Here is a 20,756-nt window from a genome sequence, read left to right as displayed (position 1 = left end):
ACGATTACGCCTCCCCCCGCTCACCCACGCGCAAGTCAGACCAGCGACAATAGGCGTTTTCCCGTTGCCGAGACCTGCCCGCCCATGTCCCGTACCTCGTTGACCCGCTTCCTGATCCAGCAGCAGCACGCCGGCCGCATCAACGCCGACCTGCGCCAGCTGATCGCGGTCGTCGCCCGCGCCTGCACCAGCATCTCCATCGCCGTCAGCAAGGGCGCCCTCGGTGGCGTGCTCGGCGAGGCCGGTACCGGCAACGTGCAGGGCGAAGCGCAGAAGAAGCTGGATGTCATCAGCAACGAGATCCTGCTGGAGGCCAACGCCTGGGGTGGCCACCTCGCCGCCTGCGCATCGGAGGAGATGGACCACAGCCAGCCGGTGCCGGACATCTACCCGCGTGGCGATTTCCTGCTGCTGTTCGATCCCCTCGATGGCAGCTCCAACATCGACGTCAACGTCTCCGTCGGCACCATCTTCTCGGTGCTGCGTTGCCCGACCAACGTCGAACTGCCCGGCGATGACGCCTTCCTGCAGCCAGGCAGCAAGCAGATCGCCGCCGGCTACTGCATCTACGGGCCCAGCACGCAGCTGGTGCTGACCGTCGGCCACGGTACCCACGCCTTCACCCTCGACCGCGAAACCGGTGAGTTCGTGCTGACCACCGAGAACATGCAGATCCCGGCGGCCACCCAGGAGTTCGCCATCAACATGTCCAACCAGCGGCACTGGGAAGCGCCGATGCAGGCCTACGTGGAAGATCTGCTGGCCGGCAAGGAAGGCCCGCGCGGCAAGAACTTCAACATGCGCTGGATCGCCAGCATGGTCGCCGACGTGCATCGCATCCTGACCCGCGGCGGCATCTTCATCTACCCGTGGGACAAGAAGGAACCGGGCAAGGCCGGCAAGCTGCGCCTGATGTACGAAGCCAACCCGATGGGCCTGCTGGTGGAGCAGGCGGGCGGCGCTGCCTGGACCGGTCGCGAGCGCATCATCGATGTGCAACCCGACCAGCTGCACCAGCGCGTGCCGGTGTTCCTCGGTTCGCGCGAAGAGGTCGCCGAGGCCGTGCGTTATCACCAGGAGCATGACGCAAAGAGCGTCTGACAGCGGCCATCCCTACAGCGGTCATGGCAGATTGATGACATGACCGCAGGGTGACAGCAGCAGCTGCAAACGGCACCATCAAGCCCTTGCCGTCGAAGGAATGCACGCATGCACGAGCCGGGCCCGGTCGATTTCATCGAGGTCATCCACAACGCCGTCCCCAGCGACGTGTGCGCTGCGATCGTCGCGCGCATGCGTGCAAGCCAGGGCCTGAAACCCGGCGCAGTGGGCAGCGGTGTGTTCCCGGAACTCAAGCACAGCAAGGATCTGCGGATCAGCGGCGTGGATGGCTGGCAGGATGTGGACCAGCAGCTGCAACAGGCGGTATTTGCGGGTCTGCAGACTTATCTACGCCGTTATCCACAGGCATTGATCGCGCCGTTGATGTTGCAGATCCAGGACAGCAACGGCCAGCCGCGACGCCTGTCGGCCGAGGATTTCCCCGACATGGCGCCGGAGCAGCTGGCGGATCTGGCGCGCACCTGCCTGCGCCCGGGCGCGATCAACCTGCAGTGGTATGCGGCGGGCGAGGGCGGCTACCCGTACTGGCACTGCGAGCTGTACCCGAAGGACGCGCAGGCCGAGACGCTGCACCGGCATGTGCTGTGGACGCTTTACCTCAACGACGACTTCGACGAAGGCGAAACCGAGTTCCTGTTCCAGGGCCGGAAGATCGCACCGCGCACCGGCAGCCTGCTGATCGCGCCGACTGCGTTCACCCATACCCATCGCGGCAACCGGCCGCAGGGCGGCGACAAGTTCATCGCCACCAGCTGGATCCTGTTCCAGAGCGCGCAGAAGTTGTTTGGGGGGTGATCGTCGAGCCTGACCGACGATATCGCTTGCCCGGTAAAGTCGAGCTTGCTGGACTGAATCTGGAGCGGGGTGGAGCAACTCGACGCTACCGCGGGCGGTGGCAATAGAGAATCACGCCCGCCACGGCACCGAACACGGCCACACCCAGGCCGACGAATTCCTGTTCTCCAATCGCGTCGCCAGACATCAACGTGCCGGCCGTCAGCAGCAGAACGTTCAATGGAAGCATCCACAGGAACGCGATGCCGAGCCAGTAGATGATCTTCACGCCATGCGCTTATGGGTCCGGAAAAATGGACTTGAACCAGTAGGCGGAGCTGTTCCGCATCCACGATGCTGAACTCCCCTCTCTCCAGTCCCCGTAGCTGGCGCTTGTTTGTTTCATAGCGTGCAGTGGTTGCTGGGTACAGATTGATGACGCTCAGCTATCTGGCGGGTCCAAAGGATCCCCAGAGATCGTCGTTTCCTCCTTGCCAGGCACTGAGCTTCTCGACAGGGATTTCCTTCAGTTGACAGGTGAACTGGAGATAGAAGGAACGGTCTTCTTTTCGATAGCCGTTCCACCCAACAGCCGTCACTTTGACTTCGATCCGACTATCGCCCTTGTGCGGCTGATGTAGTTCGACGTCCGCTGAATCGGACAGCCAGTAGTCTCCCTTGTGCGCGAAGCCCGCGCCGCCACTTGTCAAGCGCGCATCCACCACCTCCGGCGTCCCTTTCGACGAAGGCGCGTATCGCTTCAGGCTGCCCGTGATCTTGATGTACTGCTGGGAATCGATCACGCCCGGCGACTCCGAGAAGAGGCGCAGCAGGAGGAGGGTGTCCGTGCCCTTGCGCACCCTCTGACCTGTATTCGCCATCCACAGTCGCTGTTCGAACTCGTCCAGTCCACCCGGCATATCAGTGACGATCGCGGCCTGCGGAACGACGATGCATTCGTGGATGTCGCGGGCCTGCGCCTGCAGGGCCATAAGGCAGAGCATGAGAGCGCTGGCCGGAAGGCAGCAAGTACGTTTCATCGTGTAGAAACTGCTGATCTGAGTTCAGTCATGCAAGCGATTGGAGGGGTGTGCCTGATCGAAGGGTGATGCGTCCGGATCATGCGCTCCCGTCCATGCATCAAGATGCTGCAGCGACAGCGGCAAGGCTCTCAAACGCTCTGACACCGTCGTCGGTGCGTCGCACTCTCCCGGCCATTGCAGTGGGCTTGTGGCGCGGAACGTTGCGTCGATCTGGATCTCGATGCCGAAATCTCCGGTGGAGACCACGGTGATCTGCCCTGCGACGGGTACTCCGTAGCAGCCGGTCTTTCCGGCGAATGCGCTGGAACCGCTGCTATGGAACATCCGTACTCGATCGCCTGCGGCAGCGAATCGGTCTCCTGCCTTCGCATCAGCAGGGAGCTGGATCGTGAGCTTGCTGAATGTGGAATGGTCGATCCGCCACGAAGACCGGAATCGTCTAAGCCCGACCACACGATTGTTGCCGGCAACGATCTGGTGACAGGAAAAGAGCAGCTGGCGGGGCTCCACCCCGAGGCAGGCGAGGTCACGCATGGCAGCGTCTTCAACCACAAACGCACGGGCAGCTTCCGCATCGGCGTTGCAGGCAAACAGAAACGCACCACAGCCCAGGGCAGGTAGACGCTTCATGGACAAATCGATTCGTCGCCATGCGGACCGAATCGCGCCATCGCCGATCGTAGGTAACCCATCTGCTCCCTTCCCTGGTTTGCAGGCCCTCCGGCCAAGTGCAGATTGTTGCCGGTAGATCGCACAGCGGTCCAGTGCTCTAGAACAGCGAACCCTGCGGCGTATCCACCTTCGGCGGCAACGGCTTCTCGAACCGGCTGCAATCCAGCTTCGGCCAATGGCTGTTCTGCGCGTTGAAGCCCAGCCGCTTGCGCGCCAGCTTGAAGCGGTTGTTCAACAGATCTGCGTAAACACCCTGGCCGCGCATGCGCGTGCCGAACTGACTGTCGTAATCCTTGCCGCCGCGCAGCTGCTGGATGGTGCTCATCACATGCGCGGCGCGATCGGGATGATGGGTGTCCAGCCAATCGCGGAACAGCGGTGCAACTTCCAGCGGCAGGCGCAGCAGCACGTAGCCTGCAGTGCTGGCGCCGGCATCATGCGCAGCCTCCAGCACGGCTTCCAGTTCGCTGTCGTTGATCCACGGAATCACCGGCGCAACCATCACGCCCACCGGAATGCCCGCTTCGTGCAGGCGTTTCATCGCACGCAGCCGCGCATGGGGTGCCGAGGCGCGCGGCTCCAGCTTCGCCGACAGATGCGGATCCAGCGATGTCACCGAGAAATGCACGCTGACCAGATTCTCCGCCGCCAGTGGTGCGAGCAGATCGATGTCGCGCTCGACCAACGCGTTCTTGGTGATCAGCGAGAACGGATGCTTCGTCTCCAGCATCACTTCGATCAGCTGGCGGGTTAGCTTGAACTTGCGTTCAATCGGCTGGTAGGCGTCGGTGTTGATGCCCAGCGCGATCGGCTGCGGCACGTAGCCCGGCTTCGACAGTTCCTTGCGCAGCAGCTGTGGCGCGTTGGTCTTGGCAAACAGCTTGGTCTCGAAGTCCAGGCCAGGCGACAGGTTCAGATAGGCATGCGAAGGGCGGGCGAAGCAGTAGGAGCAGCCATGCTCGCAGCCGCGATACGGATTCACCGATTGGCTGAAGCCGACGTCCGGGGAGTTGTTGCGGCTGATGATGCTGCGAGCGGTCTCCGCGCGTACTTCCGTGCGCAGGCGCGGGGCGAGGAACTCCTCGCTGTCGTCCACTGCCCAGCCGTCGTCCACCGCTTCGCTGACGGTGCTTTCAAAACGCCCCGCAAGATGGGACGTGGAACCCCGGCCCTTGATGGCGGCCTGGGCGTTGCGAGGGGGGTGCTGCATGTTGCCCTCCGGCCGTTACGGGATATTAGTATTATTGCTAACCACAGGTGGCGCAAGCGGCCAGGATTCACGTAGCTGTAGGCGCGCAGGCACTTGGGACCGCACGTTGACCCCAGACTTGTCCACAGGGTTGCATGGCTTGGGACCGGGCACGCGCCATCGCCGCGGCAGGCCAGCATGGGCCACGGGTGTCTCAGCAGCTGCGATGGGAACATCGGCTACAGGGGCGCTTGCCAGGCCGGAACACGGGGACCTGCCGCACGTCTTCGGGCTTCAACCCAGCGGGGAAGTCCCACGCACTGCTAAAGCAGTGCCAGGTAGCCCTTCACCGTGGCATCCAGGCCGTCGTACAGCGCCTCGCCGATCAGCGCGTGGCCGATCGACACCTCCAGCACCTCCGGCACGGCGGCCTGGAAGTCACGCAGGTTGTCCTGCGACAGATCGTGCCCGGCATTCACACCGAGGCCGACGGCCTGTGCACGGCGCGCGGCGGTGGCGAACAGTTCCAGCATGGCGCGGGCGTCGCCGGCGGCATGGGCCTCGGCATACGGGCCGGTGTACAGCTCGACGCGGTCGGCGCCGACATCGGCGGCCTGCTCCAGCAGCGGGTTGCCGGCATCCACGAACAGGCTCACCCGGCATCCCATCGCTTTCAGCTCGGCCACCAGCGGGCGCAACCGCTGCGCATCGCGTTCGAAGTCGAAGCCATGGTCGGAGGTGATCTGGCCATCGCCATCGGGAACCAGCGTGGCCTGCGCCGGGCGCGTCTGCGCGCACAGCGGCAGCAGCCCGGGGTAGCCCTCACGCGGCGGCGCGAACGGGTTGCCTTCGATGTTGAACTCCACGCCACGGGCACGGGTCAGCGCCGACAGCGCCAGCACGTCCTCGGCGGTGATGTGCCGGCGGTCGGGCCGCGGGTGCACGGTAATGCCATGCGCGCCGGCATCCAGGCAGGCCTGGGCGGCACGCACCACGTCCGGTTCGGCACCGCCACGCGAGTTGCGCAGGACGGCGATCTTGTTGACGTTGACGCTGAGCTGGGTCATGGAACGGGACTACGGGGAGTGAGAGGGAGGGTCGCTGCCGTCGGCCGGAGCAACCTTGGCCTGCTCGCGCAGACGCCTGAGTTCATCGCTGTCCACCAGTGTCGCCGGATCACGCTGAAGGTCGCCGAAGCGTGCGGCGTATCTCCCGCGCACCCATGCCAGCAGGAAGGCGAGGGTACCCAGCAGGGCCAGCGACATCAGGCCCATGTTCGGTGTTTTCAGCGCAAAGGCGAAGCAGCCCAGCGCCAGCAGCAGGTACAGCCAGTACATTGTCAGTCTCCCCGGGCCACCGCCGCAGTGTAGCGCTGCCTCACAGCAGCGGCGAGGCCAATCGCGCGAAGGCTTCGGGCAACCGGTGCAGCCACAGCGAGCGTCCTGCCTGGTCGTGCACGCGGGTGGCACGCTCGAATTCGGACTGCAGCAACGTAGACAGTTCCGCCACCCGGCCACGGTCGCTGATCATCATCGACAGCTCGAAATTCAGGCGGAAGCTGCGGTGATCGAAGTTGGCGCTGCCGACGATGCAGACATCGTCGTCGGCGATGAACGCCTTGGTATGCAGCATGCGTGGACCGTACTCGTAGATCTTCACTCCCGCATGCAGCAGCTCGTCGAAATAGGAGCGCGCGGCCTGGGTCACGAACCAGGAGTCGCTCATCTTCGGCACCAGCAGGCGCACGTCCAGGCCACCGAGTGCGGCCGAGGTCAGCGCCATCCGCGCCGCTTCGCCGGGTACGAAGTAGGGGGTGACCAGCCAGACCCGCTCACGTGCTTCCTGGATGGCGGCCACGTGCAGGCGATGGATGGTCTCCCATCCCGAATCCGGGCCGGACACCAGCACCTGCGCGTTGATCGCGCCGTCGCCGCGCAGGGGCATGTCGCTGGGCCACAGCCGGGCGATATCGAACCGCGAGTGGTCCTGGCCGCTGGCGTACAGCCAGTCCTCGGCGAACACCAGCTGCAGGCTGCGCACCACGTGCCCGCGCAGGCGCATGTGCAGATCGCGGTAAGCATCCGGGTTGCGGCTTTCGTCTTCGTCGTCGGTGATGTTGATGCCGCCGGTGAATGCCAGCCGGCCATCTACGATCACCAGCTTGCGGTGCGTACGCAGGTTCAACCAGGGTCGCTTGAACGGCTTCAGCAACTGCCGCGGATGGAACCAGATCACCTCAGCGCCGGCGTTCAACAGCGGCTGCAGGAAGCGCTGGCGCACGGCCGAAGAACCTACCGCATCCAGCAGCAGCCGCACCTGCACGCCGGCGCTGGCCCGTTCCACCAACGCATCCCGCAACGCAGTGCCGGCGTGGTCAGGATTGAAGATGTAGTACTCCAGATGCACATGGTCCTGCGCCTGTGCCACCGCTTCCAGCAGCGCGGCGTAGGTGGCCGCGCCGTCGACCAGCCAGGTCACTTCGGTGGCCGTGCTTGGCGCCAGCCCGGTGGTCGCCTGCGCGATCTTGGCCAGTTCGGTGCAGTCGGCATCGGGCGGGCAGACATCGCTGTAGTGCTCCATGCCCGAGCGCGCGCGACCGCGCCGCAGCCGTTGCCGCTTCACCTTCTGTGGGCCCAGCAGGTAGTAGATGAAGAGGCCGAGGTAGGGCAGCAGCGCCAGCGACAGGATCCAGCTCAGCGTGGCCACCGGCTCGCGCTTCTGCAGCATGATCCAGCCCGTCAACGCCAGCAGATACAGCAGGTAGGCCACCGCTAGGATCGTTCCCAGGTGGGCGATGCCATCAAGCCAATGGCGCACGGAATCGAAGAGGGCGAGCATCCGCCGATCATAGCGGGGACAGGCACCGGTCAGAGGCATTCATTGCCAACGGCGTTGCCGGGAAGATGCCCGCACGCACAAAAAAAGACGCCCCCGTTTCCAGGGGCGTCTGCAGTCGCGTCATGACTGATGTATTGCGGTGTAGCGATTTACTGCTGCACGAAGCCGATCTTCTTCATCTGAGCATTCTTCGCGGCGGCCAGAACCTTGGCCATCACGTCGTACTCCGAATCCGGGCTGGCATCGATCCGCAGTTCCGGCTGGTTGGTCGGGTCACGCTGGACCTCCTGCTCCATCCGCTGCTGCAGTTCATGCGTACCGATCGGGCTGTTGTTCCACGAGACCTGGTTGCTGGCGTCGATCTTCAGCTCGATCGGCGGCGGCGGTTCGACCAGCTGCGGCGGTGGGTTGAGCACGCGCTGCGGCAGGTCCACGGCGATCGGGTACGTCATGATCGGCGCGGTCACGATGAAGATGATCAGCAGCACCAGCATCACGTCCACGAGGGGCGTGACGTTGATGTCGGCCATGGGGCCCTTGCCACCACCACTACTGAATGCCATGGCTTATTGCCCCTTCTCTTTGGTCGCCACGAAGCCGACGTCCAGCATGCCCTGTTCCTGCGCGACCTTGGTCATCTCGTTGATGACACGCATCTTGGTGGTGCGGTCACCACGCAGGTTCAACGGCGGCTGCGGGGTCTGCTGGGCGGCGGTCGCCAAGCGCGACTCGAGAGTCTGCTTGTCGATCTTTTCGTCGTTCCAGTAGATCGAACCGTCTTCCTTGACTGCCAGGGTGATGGGACCCTTGCGGTCGTTGGTGTCGTCCGGCTTCTGGACCAGATTGGCCTCCGGCAGATCCACCTTGACCTTGTGGGACATCAGCGGCGCCGTGATGATGAAGATGATCAGCAGCACCAGCATCACGTCCACGAGGGGCGTAACGTTGATGTCGGCCATGGGGCCGCCGCTGTTACCACTACTGAAAGCCATAACGGGCTCCGTCTAGATCTTGGTGACTACGTTCTCGCGGGTACAGCGCGTCGCAATTAGCGGACGCGCGAACCGGTGGCGAAGAAGTCGTGCAGGTCGTGCGCGAAGGTATCGAACTTGCTGATGGTCGCGCTGTTGATCTTGCTGAAGAAGTTGAAGGCGAACACGGCCGGGATCGCGACGAACAGACCGATGGCGGTCATGATCAGTGCTTCACCCACCGGGCCGGCAACGGCGTCGATCGAAGCGGAGCCGGTGGCACCGATCTTGATCAGCGCGCCGTAGATGCCCCACACGGTACCCAGCAGACCGACGAACGGAGCGGTTGCACCGACGGTGGCCAGCAGGGTCATGCCCGACTGCAGCTTGTTGCTTTCGCGGGTCACGGCCTGGCGCAGAGCGCGGTCGACGAACTCCGAACGGCTCAGGTTCTCACCCACGCCGCCGACAGCGCCGCCTTCAGCACGCTGGTGGTGCGCAGCAGCCTGTGCAGCGTCCAGTGCGATCTTCGAGAACGGCTCCGAAGCCGGCTGCTCTTCCATTGCACGGATGGCGTCCTGCGCGTTCGGGGTGTCCCAGAACAGGCTGACGACGCGATCAGCGGCGCTCTTCAGGCGGGTAGCACGGAAGATGTTGATGACGGTCCAGTACCAGGACATGGCGGACATGACGACCAGGGTCAGCAGCACGACCCAGGAAACCGCGAAATCACCCGGCTTGGTGGTCATTTCGTGGATCAGATGCTCGAAGCCCATCTGCGACAGGGCGTTGGACGGATTGCCCCCGGCAGCAGCGGCGATGAAAATTTCCTGCAGCATGACGCTTACCTTTGTTGTGTGTGGTGATAAAGGGTGTAGCTAAGCTAAACAATCGAACTGGAGGCGAGGGTGGCCAGGCGGCCACCCGGGCGCATCAGTTCAGCGCAAAGTTGACCGGGACGCGGACGCGGCCAGCAGCCTTCTTACCGCCAGCTTCGGCGGCGTTGAAACGCCACTTGCGGGCAGCTTCCATCGCAGCACGGTCCAGATCGCGGTTACGGCTGGACTTTTCCACCGTGACATTGGTGACGTTGCCGCTGGCATCGACATCAATGATCAGGATCACTTCGCCCTGGATACCAGCGCGGAAGGCGGCCGGCGGATAGCGCGGCGGATTCATGGCCTTCGACGAGATGTCCACGCTGGCCTCGATCGAGGTCGGCGGTGCCGGCGGCGACGGCGGCGACGGCGGGGTGACGATATCGTTCGGGCGCGGTTCCGGCACGTCGACGACCGGCGCCTGCGGCGGCGGCGGGACGGGCGACGGCTTCGGCGGCGACAGATTCTTCACCGGCGGCGGCGGGGTGTCCTGCGGCGGCGGCGGCGGCGGCGGCGGTGGCGGCGGCGGCGGTGCGTCGACGATGGTCACCATGACGTTGCGCTCCTTCTCCGCCACGGCCTTGGGAGCCACGGCAGGAATCAGGAGCATCATGAAGGCGGCCAGATGCAGGGCGATTACAAACGCGATACCGACGATGCGAGGCCAGCTCAGCCCCTTGTCATCGGGTTGTTCGTACCGGTGAACGACTAGTTGTTCCGTCATGCGCCAAGAGCTCAATAGTGGGGCCGGAATCCCGGGGGCGGGATCCCTGATCAGCGGTGCATGACACCGCAGGAACCTCCAAGCTTATACCAATCCTGAGCGCTTGCGCATCAACTGGGCAGGCGTTCAGGCGTTATTCCTACTTACTTCAGGTTGATGATTTTCTTGGCATCCGCCTGGTTCTTCACGCCCTTCGCCAGCGCCTGCTGGGCGGCCTGCTTGGCCTCCGGGACACGACCTTCACTGTGCAAAACACGTGCCAGATTCAGGTAGGTCTCACCGTCCTTGGAGAGCGGGGCGGCCTTCTGCCACGCGTCGATCGCCTGCGGCACCTGGTCGGAGTAGTAGTAGGACTGGGCCAGCGCCAGGTAGACCTGGTAATCCGGCTTCAGGATGCCCTTCTGCAACCCTTCGTTGATGACCGCGATGACGTCCTTTTCCTTGTTCTCGGTGTTGGCATAGATCGAGTACAGCTGCTTGTACTCGCGCTCTTCGGTGAGCTGGCCGCTGCTGCGCAGCTTGTCCATCACCGCGGCGGCCTTCGGCATCTGGTCGGCCTGCATGTACATGTTGGCCAGGTTCAGCTGCGCTTTCTTGTCGTTCGGGTTCTTGGCCGCCAGTGCCTCGGCGGCCTGCACGGCCTCACCGGTCTGGCCGGCTTCGGACAGTGCGGCCATCAGCAGCTGGTTCCAGTTGTCCTTCGGCTCGGCAGCGCCGGCGATGGCCTGCTTCAGCACCGGGATCGCTTCCTGGTAGCGCTCCAGCTGGTACAGCGCCTGGCCCTTGATGATCAGCTCTTCCGGCTTGGTCGACTTGCTCTCGGCGAAGTACTTGTCCAGGGTCGCCAGGCCTTCAGCGGTCTTGTCTTCCTGGATCTGCAGCTGGCCCAGCATCAGCATCGACTGGAAGTGGCCGTTGTTGTCCAGGCCGTTGAACTGCAGCACCTGCTTCAGGTACGCGATGGCCGCGGCGGTGTCGTCGGTCTGATAGGCGGCCTGCGATGCCAGCTGCGCGGCCAGCGACTTGTCGTACTCGTTGGCGCCGTCGGTGGCCAGGATCTCGTCGGCCAGCGTGCGGGTCTCCGGGAACTTTTCCTTGTTGTAGCTGTCAATCATCTTCTGCAGCTTGCTGCCCAGCTTGGCCGACGACTTCGCTGCCGGTTCCTGGCGGGTCGCGTTCGGGAACAGCACTTCGGCCTTGGCCTGCTTGCCGCCACGGTTGCCACGCTCGGACGAACGCGAGGACTGCGCGAACGCGTCGGTGACCACGGCGCCGGTCAGGGCAGTGGCGATGAGGACGGAAAGCACAGCTTTGTGGTTACGGAAAATCATCGTTCACCTCGATCGAACCGCCGGTAGCGGCAAAGTCGGACTGTCAGAAAAATCTGAGCCGCCAAACGTATCAGAAACAGATGGCGTGAGAAATCGTTTTATGTGCTGCAATACAGCATGAATCTGCGCACTCAGCCACACTTTGGCCGGCGTCCGGCCGCCTGCGCCTGCTGGTAGACGGGGCCGAGCGCCGGCACATCACGCTGCAACTCCCTGATCCGATTGGCCGGATCAGGGTGGGTCGACAACCATTGCGGGCTGCGACCGCCACTGGCGGCCATCATGTTCTGCCACAGATCGACGGCCTGGGCGGGGTTGAATCCGGCCTCGGCCATCAACCGCTGACCGATCACGTCAGCCTCGCTCTCCTGGGTGCGTGAGCCGGGCAACAGGAACGCGGTCTGCGCCCCCATCCCGCCCAGCTGGTTGACCGTACTGGCTGCGCCTTCGCCGCCATAGGCGCCGGCCAGCGCCCCCAGCACCGCCAATCCGGTCTGCGCGCCCATCTGCCGGGTGATGCGTTCTTCGTGGTGGCGGGCGATCACGTGGCCGATTTCATGGCCGATCACCGCTGCCAGCTGATCCTGGTTCTTGGCAACGCTGAAGATGCCGGTGTTGACCCCGACCTTGCCGCCGGGCAGGGCGAAGGCGTTTGGTTCCTTGTCGACGAACACCGCCGTTTCCCACCGTACGCCACGGTACTGAGGCGGCAGCTGTGCGACGAGCGCGTTGACCACGCATTGCACGTAGCCGTTCTGGCGGCCGTCGCTGCTGATCTTCTCTTTCTGCTTGGTTTCGGCGAACGCCTGCGCCCCCAGCTGGTCCAGCTGCGCCTGCGACACACCGCCCACCATCTGCCGACGGCCGGTGGGTGAAGTGGTGGTCGCGCAGGCGCTGACCAGAGTGGTGATGACGATGGCCAGCAGCAGTTGTTTCATGGACCCACCCCCGTGTTCAGAAGCCCAGTGTGTAACGGGTCTGCTTAATCTTTCGTCAAGCGGACAGCGCCTTACGTTGCCCCGAAAAACACCAGGGCCGCAAGCGCCACGGCATTGTTCAGTGCATGTGCGGCGATCGCCGCCCACAAGGTGCCGGTGCGGCGGTACAGCCAGCAGAACGCGGCGCCCATGCCGCCATAGACCAGCCAGAGCTGGGCAGTACCGAGCAGGGAGTTCTTGCTGACCCCGGGCACTTCATGGACCAGGGCAAAGGCCAGGCTGCTGAGGACAATGCCAAGCCATGGACGCCCGGCCTGCCAGAGGCGCCCGAACAGGACGCGACGGAACAGCAGTTCCTCGTAGGCGGGTGCCAGCACGATTGCAAACAGCGCCAGGAATACAGGGAAACGCGCAATCGCGTTCTGCATCAGTTCGAGATTGGTGGGAACCGGCTCGATGCCCATCTGCTTGGCAAGGAAGGCAATGCCGTTGCTTCCCAGCACGATCAGCAAGGCGACCAGCAGAGTCCAGCCCCAAGTGGAAGGTCGCTGCAGAGCCTGGCGCGAATGCTGGCGCTCGGCGGCATTGGCAGGGCGACGCCAGAAGTAGACCAGCAGGGCCGCACCACCGGTGGCGATCATTGCCATCAGGATCTGCCCCAGCGCACCGGGTTGGCCAACAGAGGCGATAGTACCGGCGGCAGCGCCTTGCGCATTGGCCGCGCTGATCTGCAGGCTGCGGTAGAGCCCCCATATCGCCCCGCAGACGACACTCAGACCGAACAAGGCGACTGTCGCGATTCCCAGATCGATGAAGAAGCCCGCCAGCGGCGAGGAGGCGCGGGGCGTGACAGTAGCCGGTGGAACCGGCGGCGGAGCGGAAACCGGGGCGGAAGCGGACATCGATTACCTGCGATCAAGGGACAAAAGCCGGCGCGCCTCCCCGCGCGCCGGCCACCATCCGATTGTGTCAGATATCCAGGTTGGCGACCTTCAGCGCGTTGTCTTCGATAAAGTCGCGGCGCGGTTCGACCACATCACCCATCAGGGTGCTGAAGATCTGGTCAGCGGCCACCGCATCTTCGATACGCACCTGCAGCAGGCGACGGGTATCGGGATTGACGGTGGTGTCCCACAGCTGTTCCGGATTCATTTCGCCCAGACCCTTGAATCGCTGGATCTGACGGCCGCGCTTGGCTTCGTCCAGCAGCCAGTTGCGGGCCTGCGCGAACGATTCGACCTCGATCGACTTGGCGCCACGGGTGATGACCGCGCCTTCGCGGACCAGACCGTGCAGCAGCTGCGCTGCCTGGTGGATGCCACGCAGCTCACCGCTTTCAAGCGCGGACAGCGGCAGCACCTGGATGTGCTGTTCGCCCATGTGGCTGCGCGTGACCAGCACCGCAGCCGGACGCTGCTCGTTGGGTTCCTGCAGTTCCAGGGTGAAACGGGCGCTGCCGAGGTTGCCCTGGTTGAGGTGCTTGGCCAGCGCGTCCAAGCCTTCGCCGGGACCTGCGTTGCGCAGGTTTTCCAGCTCCAACGGCATGAAGTCGACCAGCGCTTCGAGCAGGTTGCGGTCGTAACGATGGGTATTGCGGTTGATCGTGTCCTGCGCGGCAGCGTAGGCGAGCAGCAGCTTTTCCAGCGCCAGGCCATCGATCGGCGGCTCGCCGCTGGCCGGCACCAGCCCCGCGTTCTCCACTGCGCTGCTGGCCAGATAGCTGTCCAGCGCCGGATCGTCCTTCAGGTACAGCTCCTGCTTGCCCTGCTTGATCTTGTACAACGGCGGCAGGCCGATATAGACATAACCACGCTCGATCAGCTCCGGCATCTGACGGTAGAAGAACGTCAGCAGCAGGGTGCGGATGTGCGCGCCGTCGACGTCGGCGTCGGTCATGATGATGATCTTGTGGTAACGCAGCTTGTCCGGGTTGTACTCGTCGCGACCGATGCCGGTGCCCAGCGCGGTGATCAGCGTACCCACCTGGTCGGACGCCAGCATGCGGTCGAAGCGTGCACGTTCCACGTTGAGGATCTTGCCGCGCAGCGGCAGCACCGCCTGGTTCTTGCGGTTGCGGCCCTGCTTGGCCGAACCACCTGCCGAGTCACCCTCGACAATGAACAGTTCGGACAGCGCCGGATCCTTTTCCTGGCAGTCGGCCAGCTTGCCCGGCAGGCCGGCGATATCCAGCGCACCCTTGCGGCGGGTCAGGTCGCGGGCCTTGCGCGCGGCTTCGCGGGCACGGGCAGCGTCGACGATCTTGCCGGCGATGGCCTTGGCTTCGTTCGGGTTTTCCTGCAGGAACTCTTCCAGGCGCTGGCCGAATGCGCTTTCCACGGCCGGACGCACATCCGAGCTGACCAGCTTTTCCTTGGTCTGGCTGGAGAAGCTCGGGTCCGGCACCTTCACCGACAGCACCGCGATCATGCCTTCGCGCATGTCATCGCCGGTCAGGTTGATCTTGGCCTGCTTGGCGATGCCGTTCTGCTCGATGTAGTTGTTGAGCACGCGGGTCAACGCGCCACGGAAGCCGGCCAGGTGGGTACCGCCGTCTTTCTGCGGAATGTTGTTGGTGAAGCAGTACATCGTCTCCTGGTAGGAGTCGGTCCACTGCAGCGCCACTTCCACGGTGATGCCGTTGGATTCGCCGGTTACCGAGATCACGTTCGGGTGCAACGGCGTCTTCAACTGCGCCAGATGCTCCACGAAGCTGCGGATGCCGCCCTCGTAATGGAAGTCGTCGCGGCGGCCATCACCACGCTCGTCCACCAGCACGATCTTGACGCCGGAATTGAGGAAGGACAGTTCGCGCAGGCGACGGGCCAGGATGTCGTAGTGGAATTCCACGTTGTCGTGGAAAGCCTTTACTGACGGCCAGAAGCGCAGGGTGGTACCGCGCTTGGTGCTGGGACCGACCTGCTTGAGCGGATGCAGTGCTGCGCCGTCGGCGTATTCCTGCTGGTAGTGGAAACCGCCCTGGTAGATATCCAGGACCAGCTTCTGCGACAGCGCGTTGACCACGCTGACGCCCACGCCGTGCAGGCCGCCGGAAACCTTGTAGCTGTTGTCGTCGAACTTGCCGCCTGCGTGCAGGACCGTCATCACGACTTCGGCTGCAGACACGTCGCGGTCGAGCTTCTTGCTCATCTGCTCGTGCTTGCCCGTCGGAATGCCGCGACCGTTGTCGGACACTCCGACCGAGCCGTCGGCATGGATCGTCACCGACACGTGGTCGGCATGGCCGGCGAGGGCTTCGTCGATCGAGTTGTCGACGACCTCGAACACCATGTGATGCAGGCCGGTGCCGTCATGGACGTCGCCGATGTACATACCTGGGCGCTTGCGGACAGCCTCCAGGCCTTCCAGGGCCGTAATGCTGTTGGCGTCGTAGTTGCCGTTGTTTGCCGGGGTGTTCTGTTCGTCGGTCATTGCGCTTGCCGTAGGCTCCGCAGGTCGGACACCGCTTTGAGCGATGTGCCGAGAATGAAGGGATAGCAGCCTGAATTATACCAGCCGGGGCTGAGCGGCCTTGCCGTGTCCACTATGGCACAGCCACGATCTGTGCATGTTCCACGTGGAACCGGGTGATGTTGCTCAGAGTCTCCAGTGCTGCAGGCGTTTCTGTTGCAGTGATGAATATCTGCGCCGGTGCCGCCAACAGGCGGTGCAGTACCCGGGCCTGGTGTGTGCGATCCAGCTCCGAGGCCAGATCGTCGAGCGCGATGACGGGCCACTCGCCACGCTGCTCGGCGTAATCCTCCGCCTGGGCCAGTAGACAGGCGAGGGCGGTGAGCTTGGCCTGGCCGCGTGACAGCGCATCGCGCCCCGGGATGCTCTGGAACGCCACGCTCCAGTCCGCCCGGTGTGGGCCCAGCGAGGTGTAACCCGCCTGACGGTCGCGATCGCGCGCCAACAGAAGGGCATCTGCCAGCGGAACCTCGTGCCGGCGCCAGCCGGGACTCAGATTCAGGCCGACGATTCCGAGTTGCGGAGCCAATGCCTCAGCCAGGGCGATGGTTCGGGACTGCAGCCGCTCCAGGTAGTGCTGCCGACGACTGGTCAGCGGTTCTCCCGCCTCGGCCAGCTCGTGATCCCAGGTATCGAGCATCCGCGACGGCCCGCCCTGCTTGAGCAGGGCATTGCGCTGCTTCAACGCGCGCGAATAGCGCCGCCACAAGGAAAGGAAGTCTGGTTCCACGTGGAACAGGCCCCAATCCAGAAAGCGCCGTCGCGGCTCGCCACCACCACTCACCAAGGCGTGACTGCCCGGTTCAAAGGTCACCACAGCCAGGGCGGCACACAGGTTTCCGAGTTGGGCGACGTCTTCGCCATCCAGCCGCCCCTTCCACTCCTGCCCGCTATGCCGCAACCCGGCTTTTCGCCTCTGCACGGGCAGATCACCGCGTTGCTCGTCCCATTCCACGAAGACTTCCAGGGCTTCATGGCCCTGACGCACCAGGCCATCGCGTACCCGCCCGCGGAAACTCCGCCCATAGGCCATCAGATGCAACGCTTCCAGGACGCTGGTCTTGCCAGCGCCGTTGTCACCGGTCAGCAGATTCACCCCTGGCTGGGGCGACAGCTCCACCGCATCGAAACGACGCAAGTGGTGGAGGGCAAGACGACGAATCTGCATGGGATGCGACAGACCATCCGCACATGGCGGTAGAGGGGCGGGGAATCACCCAGCTTACTGCATTGGTCAAGCCAGCCAGCGTGGATCGGACGTGGACCGGCATCAGCGGGGCGTTGCAGCCTTGGAGAACACGGGTTCCACGTGGCGGAGGCCTGCCGGCATGGAGGCGGCCGGAGACAGTGGCCGAAATCGTTCAAATCCGGCAGGAAGCCAAGGCTCAAGGCGTCCAGATTTCGCCATTCCGAAGACGGTTTCCCCGGCTCATGGCCTGACTCCACACCGAGATTGCAGTCAGTGCTCCCCAGATTTCTTGAAATCTGCGACCAAGGCCCCTGCCAGGTTCCACAGATTTCAAGAAATTCAAAGCGGCAGTTCCACGCAATCCACAGCGGGTCTGTATGACTTATACACAAGGTGTGGGCGAACTGTGGATAAAAAAGGCACTTTTCCTCGGCTGTAAAACTATCCACAGGTTCCCCCCCAGGCTTGATGGCCTATATACAGGGGGTTTCAACCCTATAAAAGCTTTTTAAAACAGACACATAGCCTACTTTTACATGAAATCTGGCCCTACCATCACCACCAAGCTTTTGATTTATACCCAGATTTAGAAGCTAGGGAAGCGCCGAAATTCCACAAACGAGGCCTGTGGACAGAGAGGTCAGCACGCAGGCGGAAGCCGCTGGTTCGGATCCCGCTGCGTGCTCATATCCAACGTGTCTCGTCATCTCAGCATGTGGATTCCACAGCTGGCTTCCCGGGACCGTGGGTTCCATGCGCCGACAACCCATCAGGGCAACGTGGATGCTCTCATCTGCAGGAGCCGCCAAGGGCGGCGGTAAGCATTCGCAACGATGCTCCACGTGGAACAAAAAAAAGACGCCCGGGAGATCCCGGGCGTCCATGTGTTCCACGTGGAACGGCGAAGCTGTCAGAGACGCAACGGCATCACCACATGACGCGACTTCTCGCTGCTCGATTCACGCACCAGCGCCGAGGAATTGGAATCGCGCAACTGGATGATCACTTCTTCGTCGCGCAGGGCGGAGAGGGCATCCAGCAGGTAGTTCACGTTGAAGCCGATGGCCAGGTCGCTGACCGTGGTGTCGGCCTCGATCTCTTCCTGGGCTTCTTCCTGCTCCGGGTTGTGCGCGCTGATCTTCAGGTTGCCCGGCGAAACTTCCACGCGGATGCCGCGGTACTTCTCGTTGGACAGGATCGCAGCACGCTGCAGCGAGGCACGCAGTGCTTCGCGATCAACCTTCACCTCGCGGTCGGCACCAATCGGAATCACTGCCTCGTAGTCCGGGAAGCGACCGTCGATCAGCTTCGAAGTGAAGGTGACATCGTCGCGCTTCACGCGAACGTGGCTACGGCCGACTTCCAGTTCGATCTCGCGATCACCGCTTTCCAGCAGGCGCTGCAACTCGGTCACGCCCTTGCGCGGCACGATGATCTGGCGCTTGGAACCGCTGGGCTTGGCCAGATCGGTTTCGCACAGGGCCAGGCGATGGCCGTCGGTGGCGACGGTGCGCAGCGCATCACCGCGCAGGTCGAACAGCAGGCCGTTGAGGTAATAGCGCACGTCCTGCTGGGCCATCGCGAACGCAGTGCGCTCGATCAGCTCCTTCAGGGTTGCTTCGCCGATCGCAACACGCTCGGTGGCTTCCACTTCGTCCACCGACGGGAAGTCGTTGGAGGGCAGGGTGGCCAGGGTGAAGCGGCTGCGTCCTGCCTGCACGGTGATCTTGTCACCGGTCTGCGAGACGGTGATCCGGCTGCCATCAGGCAAGGCGCGGATGATCTCGAACAGCTTGCGGGCGGGAATGGTGGTTTCGCCGTCCTGGGCATCTTCAACCGCGATCCGCGACACCATCTCCACTTCCAGGTCGGTACCGGTCAGCGACAGCTGGCCGTTCTGCACCTGCACCAGGAAATTGGCCAGAACCGGAAGGGTCTGGCGGCGTTCGACCACGTTGACGACCTGTGCCAACGGCTTGAGAAAGGCTTCGCGCTGCAGTGTGAAACGCATGTGGTTCCGTGCCCCTATGCTTTAAAAAAATGTGGAATAAATCAAAAGCTTGGTGGTGCTGGTAGAGCCAGAATCGCTGGAAAACACAGCTAAGTCTTTATAAACAAAAGGGTTTCAGGCTTCGAAACCCTCTGCATTACCAGCCCCCAAGGGGTGGGGAAAGCTGTGGATAAATCTTCCGGGAAATCCAACGGCATTTTTATCCACACCCTGTCCCGCGCTTGCTACCGGATTCTGCACCGTTTTATGCGGTGACGCCTCATCGGCGTACGTGCATCATTCGCTCAGCTTCCGGATCAGCTTGTCCCAGTCCTCGCGGAGCTTGCCGTCGGCTTCCATCAGGGTGCGGATCTGCCGGCAGGCATGCAGCACCGTGGTGTGATCGCGACCGGCAAAGGCGTCGCCGATTTCGGGCAAGCTGTGTTCGGTCAGTTCCTTGGTCAGCGCCATGGCAACCTGGCGCGGACGGGCCAGCGACCGGGTCCGACGCTTGGACAGCAGATCCTTGATCTGCAGCCCGTAGTAATCGGCAACGGTTTTCTGGATGTTGGGAATGCTGATCGCCTGCTGCTGGGCGCGCAGCAGGTCGCGCAGGGTTTCCTGGGCGAATTCGGTGGTGATCGCACGGCCGGTGAAATTGGCGCGGGCGGTCAGGGTATTCAGCGCACCCTCGAGGTCGCGCACATTGGAGCGCATCTTCTTGGCAATCAGGAACGCAACGTCATCGGGAATCTCGGCACCACGCTCGCGGGCCTTGGCCAGCACGATCGCAGCGCGGGTCTCGAAGTCCGGCGGCTCGATGGCGACCGACAGGCCCCAGGCAAGCCGCGACTTCAGGCGCGCTTCCAGGCCTTCGACTTCGCGCGGATAGCGGTCGCAGGTCAGGATGATCTGCTGCTTGCCATCGAACAACGCGTTGAAGGTGTGGAAGAACTCTTCCTGGGTGCGATCCTTGCCGGCGAAGAACTGGATGTCATCGATCAGCAGCGCGTCGACCTGCTGGAACTGGCGCTTGAACTGATCCATGGTCTTTTCCTGCAAGGCCCGGATCATCGCGCTGAAGAACTGTTCCGAACGCAGGTACAGCACCTTGGCGGCCGGATTGGCCTGACGCATCGCGTTGCCGGCGGCGAACATCAGGTGGGTCTTGCCCAGGCCGGTGCCCCCGTACAGCAGCAGCGGATTGTGCGCGCGGTCGCCCGGCTTCTGCGCCGCCTGGAATGCTGCGGCCAGGCCCAGCTGGTTGCTGCGGCCTTCCACGAAGTTGGCGAAGGTGTAGTGGTTGTCCAGGTTGCCGGCAAAGGGAACCTGCGGCTGCACTGGCGCCTGCGCCGAATGGCTGGAAACCGGCGCGATCTGCGCGTCCACGGGCCGCGGACGCGAGCCGATTTCAAGAAATACGTCGCCGAAACCGGCAAAGTGGGTGACCAGCTCGCGGATCCGCGGCAGGTACAGTTCGCGCACCTGATCGACAATGAAGGCATTCGGTGCATACAGCACCAGGCTGTCAGCGCGCAGATCTGCCTGCAGCGGCTTCAACCAGGTGTGAACATCCTCGGGCGGGAACTCCGCCTCGAGTCGCTCGAGACTACGTGACCAGGCATCCAT

20 protein-coding genes are annotated in these 20,756 nt (G+C 63.4%); 2 read left to right on the top strand and 18 right to left on the bottom strand.

Features of this window, described 5'->3' with window-relative positions; all coding sequences use genetic code 11:
• Positions 1–84 precede the first annotated feature (84 nt).
• Both CLM74_RS00100 and CLM74_RS00095 read left to right on the top strand, forming a co-directional pair.
• Positions 85–1,101 (top strand): class 1 fructose-bisphosphatase, encoded by a 1,017-nt coding sequence (locus CLM74_RS00100; protein ID WP_093820351.1) that lies wholly within the window; start codon positions 85–87, stop codon positions 1,099–1,101.
• Positions 1,102–1,209: 108 nt separating this feature from the next.
• Positions 1,210–1,917: a 2OG-Fe(II) oxygenase gene (locus CLM74_RS00095; RefSeq protein WP_099786339.1), complete on the top strand. Its 708-nt coding sequence runs from the start codon at positions 1,210–1,212 to the stop codon at positions 1,915–1,917.
• 85 nt (positions 1,918–2,002) lie between these two features.
• Here CLM74_RS00095 and CLM74_RS00090 read toward each other — a convergent pair whose 3' ends face one another.
• The 18 genes from CLM74_RS00090 to dnaA all read right to left on the bottom strand — a co-directional run bounded on the left by CLM74_RS00090 (position 2,003) and on the right by dnaA (position 20,756).
• Positions 2,003–2,185, bottom strand: coding sequence for a hypothetical protein (locus CLM74_RS00090; RefSeq protein ID WP_199776063.1), 183 nt, complete (start codon positions 2,183–2,185; stop codon positions 2,003–2,005).
• 157 nt (positions 2,186–2,342) lie between these two features.
• A complete protein-coding gene (locus CLM74_RS00085; RefSeq protein ID WP_234003404.1) occupies positions 2,343–2,888 on the bottom strand; it encodes a hypothetical protein in 546 nt (181 codons plus the stop codon).
• A gap of 72 nt (positions 2,889–2,960) precedes the next feature.
• Positions 2,961–3,569 (bottom strand): hypothetical protein, encoded by a 609-nt coding sequence (locus CLM74_RS21410; protein WP_133119372.1) that lies wholly within the window; start codon positions 3,567–3,569, stop codon positions 2,961–2,963.
• 139 nt (positions 3,570–3,708) lie between these two features.
• On the bottom strand, positions 3,709–4,821 hold the full coding sequence (locus CLM74_RS00075) for a PA0069 family radical SAM protein (RefSeq protein WP_105163185.1): 1,113 nt from the start codon (positions 4,819–4,821) through the stop codon (positions 3,709–3,711).
• A 302-nt stretch (positions 4,822–5,123) separates the two neighbouring features.
• The gene (locus CLM74_RS00070; protein ID WP_105163184.1) at positions 5,124–5,867 is read right to left on the bottom strand and encodes a pyridoxine 5'-phosphate synthase; all 744 of its coding nucleotides are present in this window, start codon (positions 5,865–5,867) and stop codon (positions 5,124–5,126) included.
• A 9-nt stretch (positions 5,868–5,876) separates the two neighbouring features.
• Positions 5,877–6,137 carry a membrane protein gene (locus tag CLM74_RS00065; protein ID WP_025875543.1) on the bottom strand — a complete coding sequence of 87 codons (261 nt, stop codon included), beginning with the start codon at positions 6,135–6,137 and terminating at the stop codon, positions 5,877–5,879.
• Positions 6,138–6,177: 40 nt separating this feature from the next.
• On the bottom strand, positions 6,178–7,638 hold the full coding sequence (gene cls, locus CLM74_RS00060; RefSeq protein ID WP_105163183.1) for a cardiolipin synthase: 1,461 nt from the start codon (positions 7,636–7,638) through the stop codon (positions 6,178–6,180).
• A gap of 149 nt (positions 7,639–7,787) precedes the next feature.
• Positions 7,788–8,201, bottom strand: coding sequence for a biopolymer transporter ExbD (locus CLM74_RS00055; protein WP_025875547.1), 414 nt, complete (start codon positions 8,199–8,201; stop codon positions 7,788–7,790).
• Positions 8,202–8,204: 3 nt separating this feature from the next.
• Positions 8,205–8,630, bottom strand: coding sequence for a biopolymer transporter ExbD (locus tag CLM74_RS00050; RefSeq protein ID WP_033832642.1), 426 nt, complete (start codon positions 8,628–8,630; stop codon positions 8,205–8,207).
• Between the two features lie 56 nt (positions 8,631–8,686).
• The gene (gene exbB, locus CLM74_RS00045) at positions 8,687–9,448 is read right to left on the bottom strand and encodes a TonB-system energizer ExbB (RefSeq protein ID WP_025875552.1); all 762 of its coding nucleotides are present in this window, start codon (positions 9,446–9,448) and stop codon (positions 8,687–8,689) included.
• Positions 9,449–9,542: 94 nt separating this feature from the next.
• Positions 9,543–10,100, bottom strand: a complete 558-nt coding sequence (locus tag CLM74_RS00040) for an energy transducer TonB (protein WP_025875553.1) — start codon at positions 10,098–10,100, stop codon at positions 9,543–9,545.
• A gap of 254 nt (positions 10,101–10,354) precedes the next feature.
• Positions 10,355–11,542 (bottom strand): tetratricopeptide repeat protein, encoded by a 1,188-nt coding sequence (locus CLM74_RS00035; RefSeq protein WP_033832641.1) that lies wholly within the window; start codon positions 11,540–11,542, stop codon positions 10,355–10,357.
• A 131-nt stretch (positions 11,543–11,673) separates the two neighbouring features.
• The gene (locus CLM74_RS00030; protein WP_025875555.1) at positions 11,674–12,480 is read right to left on the bottom strand and encodes a M48 family metallopeptidase; all 807 of its coding nucleotides are present in this window, start codon (positions 12,478–12,480) and stop codon (positions 11,674–11,676) included.
• Positions 12,481–12,551: 71 nt separating this feature from the next.
• Positions 12,552–13,382 carry a CPBP family intramembrane glutamic endopeptidase gene (locus CLM74_RS00025; RefSeq protein WP_105163182.1) on the bottom strand — a complete coding sequence of 277 codons (831 nt, stop codon included), beginning with the start codon at positions 13,380–13,382 and terminating at the stop codon, positions 12,552–12,554.
• A 67-nt stretch (positions 13,383–13,449) separates the two neighbouring features.
• Complete coding sequence (gene gyrB, locus CLM74_RS00020) at positions 13,450–15,909, bottom strand: DNA topoisomerase (ATP-hydrolyzing) subunit B (RefSeq protein WP_105163181.1); 2,460 nt, start codon at positions 15,907–15,909, stop codon at positions 13,450–13,452.
• A 112-nt stretch (positions 15,910–16,021) separates the two neighbouring features.
• On the bottom strand, positions 16,022–17,116 hold the full coding sequence (recF, locus tag CLM74_RS00015) for a DNA replication/repair protein RecF (RefSeq protein ID WP_033832639.1): 1,095 nt from the start codon (positions 17,114–17,116) through the stop codon (positions 16,022–16,024).
• A gap of 931 nt (positions 17,117–18,047) precedes the next feature.
• A complete protein-coding gene (gene dnaN / locus CLM74_RS00010) occupies positions 18,048–19,148 on the bottom strand; it encodes a DNA polymerase III subunit beta (protein WP_005411731.1) in 1,101 nt (366 codons plus the stop codon).
• Between the two features lie 276 nt (positions 19,149–19,424).
• Entirely contained in the window at positions 19,425–20,756 is a 1,332-nt protein-coding gene (gene dnaA, locus CLM74_RS00005; protein WP_025875573.1) for a chromosomal replication initiator protein DnaA, read from the bottom strand.

Origin of the sequence: Stenotrophomonas sp. MYb57, from assembly GCF_002966815.1 — a bacterium.
Taxonomy (GTDB): Bacteria; Pseudomonadota; Gammaproteobacteria; order Xanthomonadales; family Xanthomonadaceae; genus Stenotrophomonas; species Stenotrophomonas indicatrix.
The sequence above is the reverse complement of the archived record's forward strand: the minus strand, read 5'-3'. Positions and strand labels throughout refer to the sequence as shown.

Bases quoted from the DNA above. Each gene is read 5' to 3' on its own strand.
- recF (WP_033832639.1), bottom strand. From the start codon at position 17,116: ATGCAGATTCGTCGTCTTGCCCTCCACCACTTGCGTCGTTTCGATGCG.
- CLM74_RS00035 (WP_033832641.1), bottom strand. From the start codon at position 11,542: ATGATTTTCCGTAACCACAAAGCTGTGCTTTCCGTCCTCATCGCCACT.
- CLM74_RS00050 (WP_033832642.1), bottom strand. From the start codon at position 8,630: ATGGCTTTCAGTAGTGGTAACAGCGGCGGCCCCATGGCCGACATCAAC.
- CLM74_RS00085 (WP_234003404.1), bottom strand. From the start codon at position 2,888: ATGGCCCTGCAGGCGCAGGCCCGCGACATCCACGAATGCATCGTCGTT.
- CLM74_RS00040 (WP_025875553.1), bottom strand. From the start codon at position 10,100: ATGATGCTCCTGATTCCTGCCGTGGCTCCCAAGGCCGTGGCGGAGAAG.
- CLM74_RS00065 (WP_025875543.1), bottom strand. From the start codon at position 6,137: ATGTACTGGCTGTACCTGCTGCTGGCGCTGGGCTGCTTCGCCTTTGCG.
- CLM74_RS00070 (WP_105163184.1), bottom strand. From the start codon at position 5,867: ATGACCCAGCTCAGCGTCAACGTCAACAAGATCGCCGTCCTGCGCAAC.
- dnaA (WP_025875573.1), bottom strand. From the start codon at position 20,756: ATGGATGCCTGGTCACGTAGTCTCGAGCGACTCGAGGCGGAGTTCCCG.
- CLM74_RS00095 (WP_099786339.1), top strand. From the start codon at position 1,210: ATGCACGAGCCGGGCCCGGTCGATTTCATCGAGGTCATCCACAACGCC.
- CLM74_RS00075 (WP_105163185.1), bottom strand. From the start codon at position 4,821: ATGCAGCACCCCCCTCGCAACGCCCAGGCCGCCATCAAGGGCCGGGGT.
- CLM74_RS21410 (WP_133119372.1), bottom strand. From the start codon at position 3,569: ATGAAGCGTCTACCTGCCCTGGGCTGTGGTGCGTTTCTGTTTGCCTGC.
- gyrB (WP_105163181.1), bottom strand. From the start codon at position 15,909: ATGACCGACGAACAGAACACCCCGGCAAACAACGGCAACTACGACGCC.
- CLM74_RS00030 (WP_025875555.1), bottom strand. From the start codon at position 12,480: ATGAAACAACTGCTGCTGGCCATCGTCATCACCACTCTGGTCAGCGCC.
- exbB (WP_025875552.1), bottom strand. From the start codon at position 9,448: ATGCTGCAGGAAATTTTCATCGCCGCTGCTGCCGGGGGCAATCCGTCC.
- cls (WP_105163183.1), bottom strand. From the start codon at position 7,638: ATGCTCGCCCTCTTCGATTCCGTGCGCCATTGGCTTGATGGCATCGCC.
- CLM74_RS00055 (WP_025875547.1), bottom strand. From the start codon at position 8,201: ATGGCATTCAGTAGTGGTGGTGGCAAGGGCCCCATGGCCGACATCAAC.
- CLM74_RS00025 (WP_105163182.1), bottom strand. From the start codon at position 13,382: ATGTCCGCTTCCGCCCCGGTTTCCGCTCCGCCGCCGGTTCCACCGGCT.
- CLM74_RS00100 (WP_093820351.1), top strand. From the start codon at position 85: ATGTCCCGTACCTCGTTGACCCGCTTCCTGATCCAGCAGCAGCACGCC.
- dnaN (WP_005411731.1), bottom strand. From the start codon at position 19,148: ATGCGTTTCACACTGCAGCGCGAAGCCTTTCTCAAGCCGTTGGCACAG.